Source organism: Streptomyces galbus, assembly GCF_005280195.1.
GTDB classification, from domain to species: Bacteria; Actinomycetota; Actinomycetes; order Streptomycetales; family Streptomycetaceae; genus Streptomyces; species Streptomyces galbus.
This window is the reverse complement of the sequence record NZ_SZPR01000014.1, coordinates 32,705-47,048: the sequence shown is the minus strand read 5'-3', so window position 1 is coordinate 47,048 and position 14,344 is coordinate 32,705. Positions and strand designations below refer to the sequence as shown.

The 14,344-nt window shown below is 70.9% G+C and carries 13 protein-coding genes; 3 read left to right on the top strand and 10 right to left on the bottom strand.

Annotated features, from left to right (window positions below):
• Nucleotides 1-11 precede the first annotated feature (11 nt).
• Together E4U92_RS17345 and E4U92_RS17340 are read right to left on the bottom strand one after the other, a co-directional pair.
• Entirely contained in the window at nucleotides 12-1,229 is a 1,218-nt protein-coding gene (locus E4U92_RS17345; protein ID WP_137301342.1) for a helix-turn-helix domain-containing protein, read from the bottom strand.
• A gap of 378 nt (nucleotides 1,230-1,607) precedes the next feature.
• A complete protein-coding gene (locus E4U92_RS17340; protein WP_137301341.1) occupies nucleotides 1,608-1,946 on the bottom strand; it encodes a hypothetical protein in 339 nt (112 codons plus the stop codon).
• Nucleotides 1,947-2,271: 325 nt separating this feature from the next.
• Between E4U92_RS17340 and E4U92_RS17335 the strand changes: the two genes are divergently transcribed.
• Nucleotides 2,272-2,799, top strand: coding sequence for a universal stress protein (locus E4U92_RS17335; RefSeq protein ID WP_067236238.1), 528 nt, complete (start codon nucleotides 2,272-2,274; stop codon nucleotides 2,797-2,799).
• Nucleotides 2,800-2,909: 110 nt separating this feature from the next.
• Nucleotides 2,910-3,095 carry a hypothetical protein gene (locus E4U92_RS17330; protein WP_137301340.1) on the top strand — a complete coding sequence of 62 codons (186 nt, stop codon included), beginning with the start codon at nucleotides 2,910-2,912 and terminating at the stop codon, nucleotides 3,093-3,095.
• 140 nt (nucleotides 3,096-3,235) lie between these two features.
• On the opposite strand, the gene glmS is transcribed toward E4U92_RS17330, so the two are convergent.
• Together glmS and E4U92_RS17320 are read right to left on the bottom strand one after the other, a co-directional pair.
• Complete coding sequence (gene glmS, locus E4U92_RS17325) at nucleotides 3,236-5,053, bottom strand: glutamine--fructose-6-phosphate transaminase (isomerizing) (RefSeq protein ID WP_137301339.1); 1,818 nt, start codon at nucleotides 5,051-5,053, stop codon at nucleotides 3,236-3,238.
• A gap of 67 nt (nucleotides 5,054-5,120) precedes the next feature.
• Nucleotides 5,121-5,378, bottom strand: a complete 258-nt coding sequence (locus E4U92_RS17320; protein ID WP_137301338.1) for a hypothetical protein — start codon at nucleotides 5,376-5,378, stop codon at nucleotides 5,121-5,123.
• Nucleotides 5,379-5,564: 186 nt separating this feature from the next.
• Between E4U92_RS17320 and E4U92_RS17315 the strand changes: the two genes are divergently transcribed.
• Complete coding sequence (locus tag E4U92_RS17315; RefSeq protein ID WP_137301337.1) at nucleotides 5,565-7,130, top strand: purple acid phosphatase family protein; 1,566 nt, start codon at nucleotides 5,565-5,567, stop codon at nucleotides 7,128-7,130.
• Between the two features lie 59 nt (nucleotides 7,131-7,189).
• Here the strand turns inward: E4U92_RS17315 and E4U92_RS17310 are convergent, their stop codons facing one another.
• From E4U92_RS17310 to E4U92_RS17285, 6 genes are all read right to left on the bottom strand, one after another.
• The gene (locus E4U92_RS17310; RefSeq protein ID WP_137301336.1) at nucleotides 7,190-8,959 is read right to left on the bottom strand and encodes an IucA/IucC family protein; all 1,770 of its coding nucleotides are present in this window, start codon (nucleotides 8,957-8,959) and stop codon (nucleotides 7,190-7,192) included.
• Nucleotides 8,956-9,498 (bottom strand): GNAT family N-acetyltransferase, encoded by a 543-nt coding sequence (locus E4U92_RS17305; RefSeq protein ID WP_137301335.1) that lies wholly within the window; start codon nucleotides 9,496-9,498, stop codon nucleotides 8,956-8,958. Before E4U92_RS17305 ends, E4U92_RS17310 begins: the two co-directional genes overlap by 4 nt.
• Complete coding sequence (locus E4U92_RS17300; RefSeq protein ID WP_174863917.1) at nucleotides 9,495-10,787, bottom strand: lysine N(6)-hydroxylase/L-ornithine N(5)-oxygenase family protein; 1,293 nt, start codon at nucleotides 10,785-10,787, stop codon at nucleotides 9,495-9,497. The genes E4U92_RS17305 and E4U92_RS17300 overlap by 4 nt, the downstream gene beginning before the upstream one ends.
• Nucleotides 10,771-12,213, bottom strand: a complete 1,443-nt coding sequence (gene desA, locus E4U92_RS17295) for a lysine decarboxylase DesA (RefSeq protein WP_137301334.1) — start codon at nucleotides 12,211-12,213, stop codon at nucleotides 10,771-10,773. The genes E4U92_RS17300 and desA overlap by 17 nt, the downstream gene beginning before the upstream one ends.
• Before the next feature lie 168 nt (nucleotides 12,214-12,381).
• Complete coding sequence (locus tag E4U92_RS17290) at nucleotides 12,382-13,203, bottom strand: siderophore-interacting protein (RefSeq protein WP_137301333.1); 822 nt, start codon at nucleotides 13,201-13,203, stop codon at nucleotides 12,382-12,384.
• A 34-nt stretch (nucleotides 13,204-13,237) separates the two neighbouring features.
• Nucleotides 13,238-14,290, bottom strand: a complete 1,053-nt coding sequence (locus E4U92_RS17285) for an ABC transporter substrate-binding protein (protein WP_137301332.1) — start codon at nucleotides 14,288-14,290, stop codon at nucleotides 13,238-13,240.
• Nucleotides 14,291-14,344 lie beyond the last annotated feature (54 nt).

Genomic DNA, 14,344 nt, shown 5'->3' with positions numbered 1-14,344 from the left:
GTCCTCGTGCGTCAGGCTCCGCTGCGCTGCCCGGGCAGGCTCGCCTGCGGCAGGCCGGAGCCGACCCCGGCCGCGGTGCGGCGGGTCTGCATCGGGACCGCGGAGTCCGGGTGCAGACCCGCGGCCGGGCCGAGAGCGGCGGGCGCCGCGGGCGGCGGCGGGGCGGACGGCGAGGGCGACGGCGCGTCGGGCTCCGGCGCGCGTTCCCCCTGCGGCCGGCGCGCCCGGTACGCCGCCCGGTAGGCGGCCGGGGACGAGCCGAGCTGACGGCGGAAGTGCCCGCGCAGCGCGACCGGTGAGCGGAAGCCGCACCGGCCCGCCACCTCGTCCACCGAGTAGTCCGACGTCTCCAGCAGGCGCTGTGCCTGCAGGACGCGCTGCGTGATCAGCCACTGGAGCGGGGCGCTGCCCGTCAGTGACCTGAAGCGGCGGTCGAAGGTCCGCCGGCTCATGTACGCGCGCGCGGCGAGCGTCTCCACGTCGAACTGTTCGTGGAGGTGCTCCAGCGCCCAGGCGACGACCTCGGCGAGCGGGTCGGCGCCGATCTCCTCCGGTAAAGACCTGTCGAGGTAGCGCTCCTGGCCGCCCGACCGGCGCGGCGGCACCACCAGGCGCCGGGCCAGGGCGCCGGCCGCCTCGTTGCCGTGGTCCGTGCGCACGATGTGGAGGCACAGGTCGATGCCGGCCGCCGTACCGGCGGAGGTCAGCACGTCCCCGTCGTCCACGAACAGTTCGCGCGGATCCACGTGCACCGACGGGTAGCGCTTGGCCAGCGTCGGTGCGTACATCCAGTGTGTCGTCGCGGGACGGCCGTCCAGCAGGCCCGCCGCCGCCAGCACGAAGGCACCCGTGCACAGTCCGACGATGCGGGCGCCTTCCTCGTGCGCCCGGCGCAGTGCGTCGAGCGCCTCCTCCGGTGGCGGGGAAGTTATCGACCGCCAGGCCGGCACCACGACGGTGCCCGCCCGGGAGATCGCTTCCAGGCCATGTGGTGCGGTGAGTTCCAGGCCCCCTGTGGTCCGCAGCGGGCCTTCCTCGCCGGCACACACCAGAAGGCGGTAGCGCGGCACGCCGGCGTCCTGGCGGTCAATCCCGAACACCGACAGCGGAATGGAACTCTCGAAGATGGGGCCGCCGCTGAACAGCAGCACCGCGACGATCTCCTTGCGGCGTCGCCCGGACAGTTTCCGGGCCGCGGCTTCCGGCGCGGCAGTGGAGTCGTGGCTCATCCTGCTAAGCCCCCCTCGGTGGTCGCGGCTCCTCGGTTGTGTCGCTCCTGCACGTTTCCCCTCGGTCCTGCACGAGTCCCCCGCCGTAGACAGTCAAGATCGAATCTACTGTGTCGCGTCGTGCCGGGGTGACCAGGTTCGCCACCCGGCACATTGTCGACATGGCAACTTGGCGTGAAGCATTCGATCACGAAGCGTTGCACTCCCGGGAGGTGCAGGGAAGTGCGCCTCGTCGCAGTGGCCAATCTCCATAGGGTGCACAGGGCATCCCGAGGGTCATCTGCGCAGGTCGAACGGGGGGAAGGGGGTCTTCCCCGCCCGTGGTGCACGGGGGCCGGAAGTTGGCTGAAAAGAAGCGTTCGTGTGCGCGGAAACCGGTCAACCGACCGGTGAGCTCCCACCAGTGTGACGTGTACCTCGGTGTGCTCCGGTCCCGCCCCGCGCCCGGTGCCCCTGGCGGGGCGCGGGGGTCGCGTGGGGCCGCTGGTGGTGCGGGCGGGGCTGCTGGTGGTCCGGCGCCGGGCGGGCCGCGCCGCGCTCGGACCGGCGCAGCAGCAGCCGGCACACGGCTGTGACGGCGGCGAGGCCCAGGGCGGTTCCCGTGGCCCCGGCCAGCGAACTCCCGTACCAGAGCAGGACGACGGGGACCAGGACACAGCTGAACGCCGCCCAGCGGATCAGCTCGGTCGTCCTGTCGTCGCCGGGCGGTACGGTCATGGCGGCCTTTCTGGGGGCATGGATCACGGGGTTCAACGCCCGTCCGACCGGCCGGTCACTCCCCGGAACCCCGGCAGGTAGGTGAAGGCCGTACAAACCGCCTGTACGGGGCAGCAACCATTGCGTGACGGGCACCCCCTCGTGCATGCTCCCTGGAACCCCGCGCACGGTGTGCGGGGGACCCCCCACCTCCGGTGCGCGGGATCTGGGCTGAGGAGGCGTGCCGCCGTACCCTTGGGGGTATGGGGACGGGAAGAGGATTCCCGGACACAGCTCCGCCGCTCACTGTCGTCCCTCCACTAAGGATCGATTCGCCGAGACAGCCATGGCCGGTCACGAATTCTTCGAACCCGCGGACCGCAAGCGGCCGGTCGCCGACCCGACGGCGGCCGATCCCCTGGCGGCGGAAGAGACGCGCCCCACCTGCGACCCGGCGTTCCAGCACGGTGTCGTCGTGGGCTTCGACGGCTCCACCTCGAGCGAGCGTGCCCTCGCGTACGCCATCGGCATGGCCCACCGCTCCCGCGCGGGCCTGATCATCGTCCACGTGGCCAACCGGCTGCCCACCACGGTGTGGGCGGGCTGCGAGCCGCCGGTCTTCGTCGACGTGCCGGACCACCGCACCGAGGTGCTCGGCCTGGAACTGGCCTGCGCGGACTACCTCTCCGAGGTGCCCTGGATCCTGGTCGAGCGCGGCGGCGACATCTGCCACGAACTCGAGGAGGTCGGCCGCGAGTACGAGGCGGACGCCATCGTGGTCGGTTCCACGCACGGCCTCGTGGGGCGCATGTTCGGCTCCGTCGCCGGACGCCTCGCCAAGCGGGCCAAGCGCCCGGTCGTCGTCATCCCGTAGTCACCGCCCGCCGGGATGTCCGGCCGCTCGACTTCCTTCATGCGCAGAGGTGTTCGTGCCCTTGTGAAGGGCATATACCGGTCACCGCACCTGCGCGAAGGGAGCACGCCGTGGACCACGACCTCGTGACCGGCGGAACCCGACTCGACCGGGGCACCCATGGGTTGTTCCTCGTCCCGCCGGTCCTGCTCACCGTCGCGCGCTTCGCGGACGCCTCTTCCCTTGCCCGGGTGGGCGGTTGGTGCGAGCCCACCGGCCGGCCGCCCTGCCCCGACGTGCTGCCGGCCGGGGGGTGACGGCCCACGGCTGAAACGGCAGCCGGCGCCGGGTCGTCGGGCGGACCCGGCACACAGAGGCGGACCCCCGCGTGCGTGACTGCACGCGGGGGTCCGCTTCCGTCGCCCCCGGGCGCCCACGGGGGCGCCGCGCGGGGGTCCTACTCGACCGTCACCGACTTCGCCAGGTTGCGCGGCTTGTCGATGTCGCGGCCCAGGGCCTTCGCCGTGTAGTAGGCGAGGAGCTGGAGCGGGATGCCCATCAGGATGGGGTCGAGCTCGGCCTCGTTCTTCGGCACGACGATCGTGCGGTCGGCCTTCTCCTGGTGCTGGTGGGCGACGGCCAGGATCTGGCCGTGGCGGGCCTTGATCTCCTCCAGGGCCGCGCGGTTCTTCTCCAGCAGGTCGTCGTCGGGGACGATCGCGACCGTCGGCAGCGCCGGCTCGATCAGGGCCAGCGGGCCGTGCTTGAGCTCGGAGGCGGGGTAGGCCTCGGCGTGGATGTAGGAGACCTCCTTGAGCTTCAGGGACGCCTCGCGGGCCACCGGGTAGCCCCGGACGCGGCCGATGAAGAGCATCGAGCGGGCCTCGGCGAACTCGTCGGCCAGCTTCTTGATCTCCTCCTCCTGGGCGAGGATCTCGGCGATCTGCCCGGGCAGCTTGCGCAGCCCCTCGATGATCCGCTTGCCGTCGCGCACCGACAGGTCACGGGTGCGGCCCAGGTGCAGGGCGAGCAGGGCGAAGGCGACCGTGGTGTTGGTGAAGCACTTGGTGGACACCACGCACACCTCGGGCCCGGCGTGCACGTAGACGCCGCCGTCCGCCTCGCGGGCGATCGCCGAGCCGACCACGTTGACCACGCCGAGGACGCGGGCGCCCTTGCGCTTGAGCTCCTGCACGGCGGCGAGGACGTCGTAGGTCTCACCGGACTGGGAGACGGCGATGTACAGGGTGTCGGGGTCGACGACCGCGTTGCGGTAGCGGAACTCCGAGGCGGGCTCGGCGTCCGCGGGGATGCGGGCCAGCTCCTCGATCATCTGGGCGCCGATCATGCCCGCGTGGTAGGAGGTGCCGCAGCCGAGGATCTTGACCCGGCGGATCTGGCGCGCCTCGCGGGCGTCCAGGTTGAGGCCGCCGAGGTGCACGGTGGAGAAGCGGTCGTCGATGCGGCCGCGCAGCACGCGGTCCACGGCGTCGGCCTGCTCGTGGATCTCCTTGTGCATGTAGGTGTCGTGGCCGCCCATGTCGTAGGAGGCGGCCTCCCACTCCACGGTCGTCGGCTCCGCGGTGGTGCGGGTGCCCTCGGTGGTGTAGGTGCGGAAGTCGTCGGCCTTGAGGGTGGCCATCTCGCCGTCGTCCAGCGTCACTATCTGCCGGGTGTGGGCGACCAGCGCGGCGATGTCGGAGGCGACGAACATCTCCTTCTCGCCGATGCCGAGGACCACCGGGGAGCCGTTGCGGGCCACCACGATGCGGTCCGGGAAGTCGGCGTGCATCACGGCGATGCCGTAGGTGCCCTCGACCACGTGCAGCGCCTGGCGGACCTTGTCCTCCAGCTTGTCGGCCTGCGCGCGGGCGATCAGGTGGGTGAGCACCTCGGTGTCGGTCTCGGAGAGGAACTCCACGCCGTCCGCCTCGAGCTTGCGGCGCAGGTCGGCGGCGTTGTCGATGATGCCGTTGTGCACCACGGCGACCTTGCTGTCGGCCGACAGGTGCGGGTGGGCGTTCACGTCGGAGGGGGCGCCGTGGGTGGCCCAGCGGGTGTGGGCGATACCGGTCGTGCCCTTGAAGCGGGCGGGGACCTTCGCCTCGAGGTCGCGCACCCGGCCCTTGGCCTTGACCATCTTCAGGGCCGGCGTCTTGGGGGAGCTGACGACGATGCCCGCCGAGTCGTAGCCGCGGTACTCCAGGCGCTGCAGGCCCTCCAGCAGCAGGGGGGCGACGTCACGCTTCCCGATGTATCCGACGATTCCGCACATGTAAGGGTGTTCCTCTTCAGTTCTCGGCTCGGTCCCGGCCGCCCCGGGGGCGGCCCACGGCTGCGGCTCAGCCGTAGACGATGCGCCGCAGCTGACGGAGCGTGAGCTCCGGCGGCGCCACCGCGCGGTACTTCAGGTCCGCCTCGATCCGTTCGAAGATCGTCGCGTTCACCAGGCCCTGGGCCTGGAGTTCGCGGTGGCGGCGACGGACGTATTGCTCGGTCGTCTCGTCGAAATAGGCCAGCACGTCCTGGATCACCCGCAGCGCCTCGCCCCTGTTCAGGGGTGTGGTGCGGGTCAGATGATCAACAAGCTCGTCGTGCACCCGGTAGATCCTGGGGTACCGGAGCGACTTTCGCAAGGAACCTGCCCGATTTCGGGCAAGCGCCAGGGGTGAAGTCTTGGTCGAACATTGGAACTCTCATGAACGCCTGTTCGGCGTCCGTCCACCCCGCGTCCCGCGAACGGTCGCCTGAGGAGACGATTTTCAGTCGTCATGGACATTCCTCGCATGGGCGTACCCGAGCAGCTCGCCGACCGCATGAGCATGGCCGAGCAGCACGAGTACCTGCGCTCCCGCTTCTCCCGGCGCACGATGATCCGCGGCGGCGCGGTCACCCTCGGTGCCGTCGTGGGCGGCGCCTTCGTCCCGGGCGCCACCGCCCAGGCCGCCGTTCCCACCCGCTCCACCGCGCCCGCGGCCCATAAGGTCGACGGCCGCCTCGTCGCCCCCTTCGGCCGCCACCTCGCCTACGGCAACGACCCGCGCACCGAGATGACCGTCTCCTGGCAGGTGCCCGTCGCCGTCGACAAGCCCTTCATCCGCGTCGGCGCCCACCCCTGGGACCTCTCCCACCGCATCAGCGCCGAGGTCCGCACCCTCCACACCCCGGCCGGCGTCGGCGCGAGCGCCGACCACACCCAGTACTACGTCCACGCCAAGCTGGCCGGCCTCAAGCCCGGCCGCACCTACTACTACGGCGTCGGCCACGCGGGCTTCGACCCGGCCGAGCCCCACCTGCTGGGCACCCTCGGCACGTTCACTACCGCCCCCGCCCACAAGGCGCCGTTCACCTTCACCGCCTTCGGCGACCAGGGCGTCAGCTACCACGGCCTCGCCAACGACGCCCTGATCCTCGGCCAGAACCCGGCCTTCCACCTGCACGCCGGCGACATCGCCTACGCCGACCCCGCCGGCGCCGGCAAGACCGCGGACACCGGCTTCGACGCGCGCACCTGGGACCAGTTCCTCGCCCAGACCGAGTCGGTCGCCAAGTCCGTCCCGTGGATGGTCTCCTATGGCAACCACGACATGGAGGCCTGGTACTCGCCCAACGGCTACGGCGGGGAGGAGGCCCGCTTCACCCTCCCGGACAACGGGCCCGACAAGAAGCACCTCCCGGGCGTCTACTCCTTCGTCCACGGCAACACCGCGGTCATCTCCCTCGACCCCAACGACGTCTCCTTCGAGATCCCGGCCAACCTGGGCATCTCCGGCGGCACCCAGACCACCTGGTTCGAGGGCCGGCTGAAGAAGTACCGCGCGGCCGAGGACATCGACTTCGTCGTCGTCTTCTTCCACCACTGCGCCTACTGCACCTCCACCGCCCACGCCTCCGAGGGCGGCGTACGCCAGGAGTGGGTGCCGCTGTTCGAGAAGTACCAGGTCGACCTCGTCATCAACGGCCACAACCACCAGTACGAGCGCACCGACGTCATCAAGGGCAACACGGTCACCAAGAAGCTCCCCATCGGCGGCACCGCCTACCCCGAGACCGAGGGCGTCGTCTACGTCACCGCCGGCGCCGCGGGCCGCAGCCTGTACGCCTTCACCGCCCCCGACTCCTACGAGGGCCACGAGCACGAGGTCGACTCGGTCGCCTCGTTCGTCAACACCAAGGACGGCAAGGTCGACGAGACCGTCGCCTGGTCCCGGGTGCGCTACCTCAACTACTCGTTCCTGCGCGTGGACGTCACCCCCGCGCCCAGGGGCCGCTACACCACCCTGACGGTCCAGGGCATCGCCGAGACCGGCGACCGCATCGACCACTTCACGGTGGCCCGCCGGGCCAAGTAGCCCCCGGCGCGGGCCCGCACCGGGCCGGCGGTCCTCACCTCCGGTCGAGGACCGCCCGCTCAGTACCCGGCGATCGGGTTCTCCAGGGTGCCGACGAGCTGGAGCGCGCCGGACGGGTCCGCCAGATCGACCATCTGCCGGTTGTCGCGCAGTTGCAGCCGGTTCAGGCAGGACAGCGCGAACTGCGGTGCGAACAGGTCGTACCGGGCGAACTTCTCGGCGAGCTGCGGCGTCGCCTCCTGGTACTCCCGGGTGACCTCGGCGACCGTGCGCCAGAAGCCGTCCTCCGCCAGGACGCCCTCGGCGGCGAGCTGGGCCGCGAGGAAGCGGAAGAAGCAGTCGAAGACGTCCGTGAAGACCGACAGCAGCTTCTGGTCCTCGGGCACCTCCACCCGGATCCGGCGCACCTCCGGCGGCAGCACCGCGTCCGGGTCCAGCACCGCGATCTCCTCGGCGATGTCCTTGTAGACCGCCCGCTGCACCGCCCCGTCCCGCAGCACCAGGATCACGTTCTCGCCGTGCGGCATGTACACCAGGTCGTAGGCGTAGAAGCTGTGCAGCAACGGCGTGTAGTACGCCCGCAGGTAGCCCCGCAGCCACTCGGCCGGCTCCAGCCCCGAGCGCTCGATCAGCGCCCCCGCGAACGACGCCCCCGCGTGGTCCACGTGCAGCAGTGAGGCCATGGTCGCGAGCGACTCACCCTCCGCGAGCGACGGCACGGGGCTCTCCCGCCACAGCGCCGCCAGCATCTTGCGGTACGGCGAGTAGCGGTCCGTCGCCTGCTCGTACTCCAGGTGCCGGTAGCCCACCGCCGCCCGCTCCCGGATGATCGTCAGGCCCGTCGCCTTCAGCACCGGGTCGCCCTCGACGAGCCGGGCCAGCCAGTCGTTGATGGCGGGCGTCGCCTCCATGTACGCGGCCGACAGACCGCGCATGAAGCCCATGTTGAGCACGGACAGCGCCGTCTTCACGTAGTGCTTCTCGGGGTGCGAGGTGTTGAAGAACGTCCGGATGGACTGCTGGGCCAGGTACGCGTCCTCGCCCTCGCCCAGACACACCAGGTGGCGCCGGGCGACCTCCGCGGCGAAGGTCACCGACAGCTTGTTCCACCACTGCCAGGGGTGCACCGGGATCAGCAGGTAGTCGGCCGGGTCCAGGCCCTGCGCGGCCAGCTGCCCGTGGAACCGCTCGACGGTCTCCTCGCCCAGCTCCTGCCGCACGAACGACGCGTACTCGATGCCCGCCCCGGCCGTGAACGCGGCCCGTGAACGGTGCGCCGCCAGCCACACCAGCCGGACCGGACTCGCCGTCTCCGGCGCGTACGACAGGTACTCGTGGACACCGAAGCCCAGCCGTCCGTTGTTCGCCACGAAACAGGGGTGGCCCTCGGTCATCCCCGTCTCGATCGCCTGGAACCCGGCGTCGACCAGCTCCGCGACCGGGACCTGCGCCTTGGTGAGCTTGTAGCAGGTCCCCGACAGCGTCGAGGAGACCTCCTCCAGGTACACCGGCAGGATCTCGTCGCTCAGGCCGAGGGACTGCCGCAGCTCGATGCAGAAGTCCAGCGCGGCCAGCGGCAGTTCCTCCCCGCCTCGGGTCCTCGTGATCGAGCCGGCGTCGACCTGCCAGTGGTCCAGCGCCCGGCGCACGGCGGTGAAGCGGTACGCGGTCAGCCCGTCGTCGCTGCGCACGACGTACCCCTCGCCCTCCGGCTCGGGCGTGATCAGCCGCTCGTGCGCGAACTCGGCGAGCGCCTTGCGCACCAGCAGGCGGTTGGCCCGCTCCCAGCGCTCGGGGGAGAGGTGGGCCACGGCGTCGGCGGGGCTCATGCGGACACCCCCGTCGCCGCGAGGAACTGCTCCCGGGTGCAGAAGCTCAGCAGCGCCCGCTTCTCCGGCTTCTGCACCTCCCGCTCGGGCACGAACCCGACGGCCTCGTTGAGGGCGTGCACGGCCGTGTTGGCCACGTCCGGCTCGACGACCACCCGCCGCACCGCCGGGTCCGCGAACAGGTACGCCATCACCGCGGTGATGACGGCCCGCGTGAACCCGTGCTCCGGCCGGTCGGTCGCCGGCGTCAGGAAGTGCATCCCGACGTCCCCCGGCCGCGCCTCGTACAGCCCGACCAGCTCCCGGTGGGCCGGGTCGTACCGCTCCATCAGGAACGCCGGCGCCCCGTCGCGCAGCCCGAGGAACGCGTCGTGGTGCGCGTCGGCCGCGATCTCCATGTAGGCCCGCTCGACGTCCTCCAGCCGGGCGTCCTGCATCATCCAGAACGCGGCCTTGGGATGCGTGACCCAGGAGTGCACGAGCCGTCCGTCGCTCAGGGGGTCCAGGGGGCGGAAGGTGAAGGTGTGGGGGGTGGTCATACGGAGAACTCCTGGAAGGCGATCGTCTTCTCGACCGGGTAGTACTCGGTGCCGAGCAGTTCGCTGATGATGTAGCTGTTGCGGTACGCGCCCATGCCCAGGTCGGGGGACGTGATGCTGTGGGTGTGGACGCCGGCGTTCTGGAGGAAGACGCCCCGGCCGGTGACGTCGATCGCGTAGTTGCGGGCGACGTCGAAGTTGCCGTGCGAGTCGTACACCAGGCGGTCGCGGACGGGGGCGAGGAACGCGGGCTCGGTGTAGTGGTAGCCGGTGGCGAGGACCAGGCCGTCGCTGGACAGCTCGAAGTCCTTGCCCTGCTCCTCCTGGCGGAAGGTGAGGGTGTAGGTGCCGTTCTCGTGGCGGGCCCCGGTGAGCGCGGAGTTGGTGAGCAGGCGGGTGGGGACCGGGCCGGCCAGGTTCTTCTGGTAGAGCAGGTCGAAGATGTCGTTGATCAGGTCGCCGTCGATGCCCTTGAACAGGCCCTTGTGCTGCTGGGTGAGGCGGTAGCGGGTGGCCTCGGGCAGGGCGCGGTAGTAGTCGACGTACTCGGGGGACGTCATCTCCAGCGTGAGCTTGGTGTACTCCAGCGGGAAGAAGCGGGGGGAGCGGGTCACCCAGTTCAGGCGGTAGCCGTGGACGTCGATCTCGCCGAGCAGGTCGTGGTAGATCTCGGCGGCGGACTGGCCGGAGCCGACCAGGGTGATCGACTCCTTCTGCCGGAGCGCGTCGCGGTGCTGCACGTAGCGGGAGTTGTGCAGGAAGTCGCCGCCCAGTCCGCGCACGGCCTCGGGCAGGTGGGGGGAGGTGCCGGTGCCGAGGACCAGATGGCGGCCGCGGTAGGTGTCGCCGTGCTCGGTGCGCACGGCGTACACGGCGTCGTCCTCGTCGTAACTGACCTCGGTGACCGTCGTGCCGAAGCGGATGCTGCCGAGCTGGTGGGCGGCCCAGCGGCAGTAGTCGTCGTACTCGACGCGCAGCGGGTAGAAGTTCTCGCGGATGTAGAACGAGTACAGCCGGCCCTTGTCCTTCAGGTAGTTGAGGAAGGAGTAGGGCGAGGTGGGGTCGGCGAGGGTGACCAGGTCCGACATGAACGGCGTCTGCAGGTGGGCGCCGTCGAGGAACATGCCGGCGTGCCACTCGAAGTCGGGCTTGGACTCCAGGAAGACGCCGTCGAGTTCGGCGATGGGCTCGGTGAGGCAGGCGAGGCCCAGGTTGAACGGGCCGAGCCCGATGCCCACGAAGTCGTAGGTCTTCCCCGTGGCGGCGGTGGACTCAGGAAGCGCGGTCAAGGGACTCTCCCAGGTACTGCTCGGCGTGGCCGGCGATCAGGTCGAGGACGGCGGCGATGTCGCCGGTCGTCGTCTCGGGGTTGAGCAGGGTGAACTTCAGGTAGTGGCGGCCGCCGACCTTGGTGCCCGCGACCACGGCGTCCCCGGAGGCGAACAGGGCCTTGCGGGCGTGCAGGTTGGCGCGGTCGATCTCGGCGGGGTCGGTGACGGCGGCGGGCACGTAGCGGAAGACCAGGGTGGACAGCGAGGGCGCGACGACGACGTCGAAGCGCGGGTCGGCGGCGAGCAGTTCCCAGCCCGCGGCGGCGAGGTCGCACACCTCGTCGAAGAGCTGTCCGATGCCGTCGGCGCCCATGACGCGCAGGGTCATCCACAGCTTGAGGGCGTCGAAGCGGCGGGTGGTCTGCAGGGACTTGTCCACCTGGTTGGGGATGCGCTCGTGCACCGTGCGGCGGGGGTTGAGGTACTCGGCGTGGTAGGTGGCGTGCCGCAGGGTGGCGGCGTCGCGGACCAGGACGGCCGAGGAACTCACCGGCTGGAAGAAGGACTTGTGGTAGTCGACGGTGACCGAGTCGGCCTGCTCGATGCCGTCGATGCGGTCCCGGTACTTCAGGGAGGCGAGCAGTCCGCAGCCGTAGGCGGCGTCGACGTGCATCCAGGTGCCGTACCGGGCGCACAGGTCGGCGATCTCGGGCAGCGGGTCGATGGAGCCGAAGTCGGTGGTGCCGGCGGTGGCGACGACGGCCATGGGGACGAGTCCGTCGCGGCGGCAGCGCTCGAGTTCGCGGGCGAGGGCGACGGTGTGCAGGCGCTTGTCGTGGTCGACGGGGAGGGTGACGACGGCGTCCGGTCCGAGGCCCAGCAGTTTCGCGGACTTCTGCACGCTGAAGTGGCTGACCTCGGAGGCGAAGATGCGCAAGGACGCGAGGTCGTCGGTCTTGGCCTCCTCGCGGGCCAGCAGCAGGGCCTGGAGGTTGGACTGGGTGCCGCCGGAGGTGAAGACGCCGTCGGCGGCGGGGCCGAGGCCGATGCGGGCGGCCGTCCAGTCGATGAGCCGGCGCTCGATGAGGGTGCCGCCGGCCGACTGGTCCCAGGTGTCCAGGGAGGAGTTGACGGCGGTGAGGACCGCTTCGCCGAGGAGGGCCGGGATGACGACCGGGCAGTTGAGGTGGGCGAGGTAGCGGGGGTGGTGGAAGTGGACGGCGTCGCGGAGGTAGACCTCCTCCAGCTCGTCGAGCACCGCTGCGGTGTCGTGCAGGGGACGGTCGAGGTCGATGCCGTCGATGCGGGGCGCGAGGGCGTCGACCGCGATGCCGGTGAACGGCCGGTCGGTGGCGGCGAGGTGGGCGGCCACCCGCTCGACTCCTTCGGTCACGGTGCGGCGGTACCGCTCCGCGGTCGTGTCATTGAGCAGGTGCGAGCGCATGGTGGGGGTCCTCCGGGGGTGGGGACGGTCCGTCGGGAACGGATCAGGGTGGTGTCCCGGCCGTGTAACTTAGGTTAGCCTAACCTAAGTTACACGGCGGGGACACCACCCCTGCGTGATCGTTCTCACGTTTCCAACCCGAGGCGCCTGTAGGTGAGTTGGCGTTCCTCACTCCACCTCGCGCAGCTGCTCCTCGGTCAGTCCCTCACGCCAGTAGCCGACGAAGGTCACCCGCCGCCGGTCGATCCCGCGCTCCTCGGTGAAGTGCCTCCGCAGCGCCTTGACGCACCCCGCCTCACCCGCGATCCAGACGTACGGGCGGTGTGCGGGCGGCAGGCGGGCGGCCCGTACGGCGTCGACGGCCATGGGGGAGCCGTCGCGCCGTACGAGCCAGGTGACCTCGGCGTCCGCCGGGGTCGTCAGGTCCTGGACCGTCCCGCGGTCGCGCACCTCCAGCCAGGCGCGTACGCGCCGGGCGGGCGGCAGGGACTCCAGGATCGCGGCGACGGCGGGCAGCGCCGTCTCGTCGCCCCACAGCAGCACCAGGTCGGTGTCCTCGGGCGGCCGGAACCGGATCGCCCGGTTGTCGGCGACCGCCGGCCCGAGCAGGACCACCCGGTCGCCGGCCCGCGCGCCCGCGGCCCACCGGGAGGCGTGGCCGGCGGGCTCGTGGAGGAAGAAGTCGACGTCGATCTCGTCGGGGTCGCGGCGCAGTGCCCGCAGGGTGTACGACCGCATCACGGCCCGTACGCCGTCGGGGAGTTCGCGCCACGCCTGCCACCAGCCGTCGCCCCGTTCGACGGGGACGTGCGGGGTGCCCTGCCCCGGGTGCGGCAGGAACAGCGACAGCGACTGGTCGCGGCCGTCGGAGGCGAAGTGGAGCAGGTCCTCACCCCCGAAGGTGACCCGGAGCAGGGACGGGCCGAGCCGCCTCGTCGTCACGACCTGCAGGGAGAAGAAGCGGAACGGGGCGGCCACGGCTGTGGTCATCGGTGCTCCTCGGTCGGGGCGGGGAAGTGACCGGCTAGCTGACCTTCTTGGCCTTCTCCAGGGCCTCGGCGAGGGCGGTGAGCAGCGGCACGCACTTGTCGTAGGAGAGGATCGGCTCCGGCGAGCGGGCGATGACCTGGCCGGCCTTGACCGCGGGGAGCTGCTTCCAGGTCGCCTCGGTGATGTCGGCCGGCTGGATGGCGGAGGTGCGGTCGTCCATCATGATGATGTCGGCCGGGTACTTGTCGACGTTCTCCCAGCTCAGCGACTCGTACCAGCCGCCGCCCTGCTTCTTGGCGCTCTCCGGCGGCTCGACGAAGTTCACGCCGAGGGCCTTGAAGTACTCCAGGTCGATGGAGAGGTCGGTGCCGGAGACGTAGAAGAGCTCCTGGCTCGCGGAGCCGGCCATCACCTTGATGCCGGGCTTGGCCTTGGCGGCGGCGCGCAGCCGGGTGGCCGCCTCCTCGAAGCGCTTCTTGGCGTCGGTGACCTTCGCCGCGGTCATGTCGGCGCCCAGCGACTCGGCCAGTTCCCACATCCGCTGCAGCGGCGCGGTGAGCTGACGGTCGTACACGGAGAGGCCCACGCTCGGGGCGAGCTTGGCGATCTTGTCCTTGGACGCCTCGGGGACGTACCAGAGGGTGCCGGCGGCGTCGAACATCGTGGAGATCAGCACGTCCGGCCGCAGGGCCGCGTACTTCTCGACGTTGAACTCGTCCCAGACGTTGCCGAGGATCTCGACCTTGCTGATGTCCATGTCGCCGGCCTGGACGTCGGCCTTGCCGGCGGAGGTCTTGGTGGGGCCGAAGACGCCCTTGACCTGGATGCCGTAGTCGTACAGCGCGGCGCCGACGCCGGTGAAGGCGACGATGGCCGACGGGGCCTTGCCCAGCTTCACGGTGGTGCCGCGGTCGTCCTTGAACGTCCAGGGGCCGGACTTCGCGGCGCCGGACGCCGTCGAGTCCGAGCCGCCGCCGCTCTTCCCGTCGTCGTCCCCGCAGGCCGCGAGGACGGCCCCGAGGCCGAGGGCGCCGCCGGCGGCGAGGATGCCGCGGCGGGTGGGGTGGCTGGCTCTGGCGTTGGACATGGTTCGCTGCTTTCGAACAGGGCGGATCACCCGCCGGACAAGTCGAAGATAGGT

Coding starts and splice junctions, on each gene's coding strand:
- E4U92_RS17345 (WP_137301342.1), bottom strand. CDS start 1,229: ATGAGCCACGACTCCACTGCCGCGCCGGAAGCCGCGGCCCGGAAACTG.
- E4U92_RS17340 (WP_137301341.1), bottom strand. CDS start 1,946: ATGACCGTACCGCCCGGCGACGACAGGACGACCGAGCTGATCCGCTGG.
- E4U92_RS17335 (WP_067236238.1), top strand. CDS start 2,272: ATGGCCGGTCACGAATTCTTCGAACCCGCGGACCGCAAGCGGCCGGTC.
- glmS (WP_137301339.1), bottom strand. CDS start 5,053: ATGTGCGGAATCGTCGGATACATCGGGAAGCGTGACGTCGCCCCCCTG.
- E4U92_RS17315 (WP_137301337.1), top strand. CDS start 5,565: ATGGGCGTACCCGAGCAGCTCGCCGACCGCATGAGCATGGCCGAGCAG.
- E4U92_RS17310 (WP_137301336.1), bottom strand. CDS start 8,959: ATGAGCCCCGCCGACGCCGTGGCCCACCTCTCCCCCGAGCGCTGGGAG.
- E4U92_RS17305 (WP_137301335.1), bottom strand. CDS start 9,498: ATGACCACCCCCCACACCTTCACCTTCCGCCCCCTGGACCCCCTGAGC.
- desA (WP_137301334.1), bottom strand. CDS start 12,213: ATGCGCTCGCACCTGCTCAATGACACGACCGCGGAGCGGTACCGCCGC.
- E4U92_RS17290 (WP_137301333.1), bottom strand. CDS start 13,203: ATGACCACAGCCGTGGCCGCCCCGTTCCGCTTCTTCTCCCTGCAGGTC.
- E4U92_RS17285 (WP_137301332.1), bottom strand. CDS start 14,290: ATGTCCAACGCCAGAGCCAGCCACCCCACCCGCCGCGGCATCCTCGCC.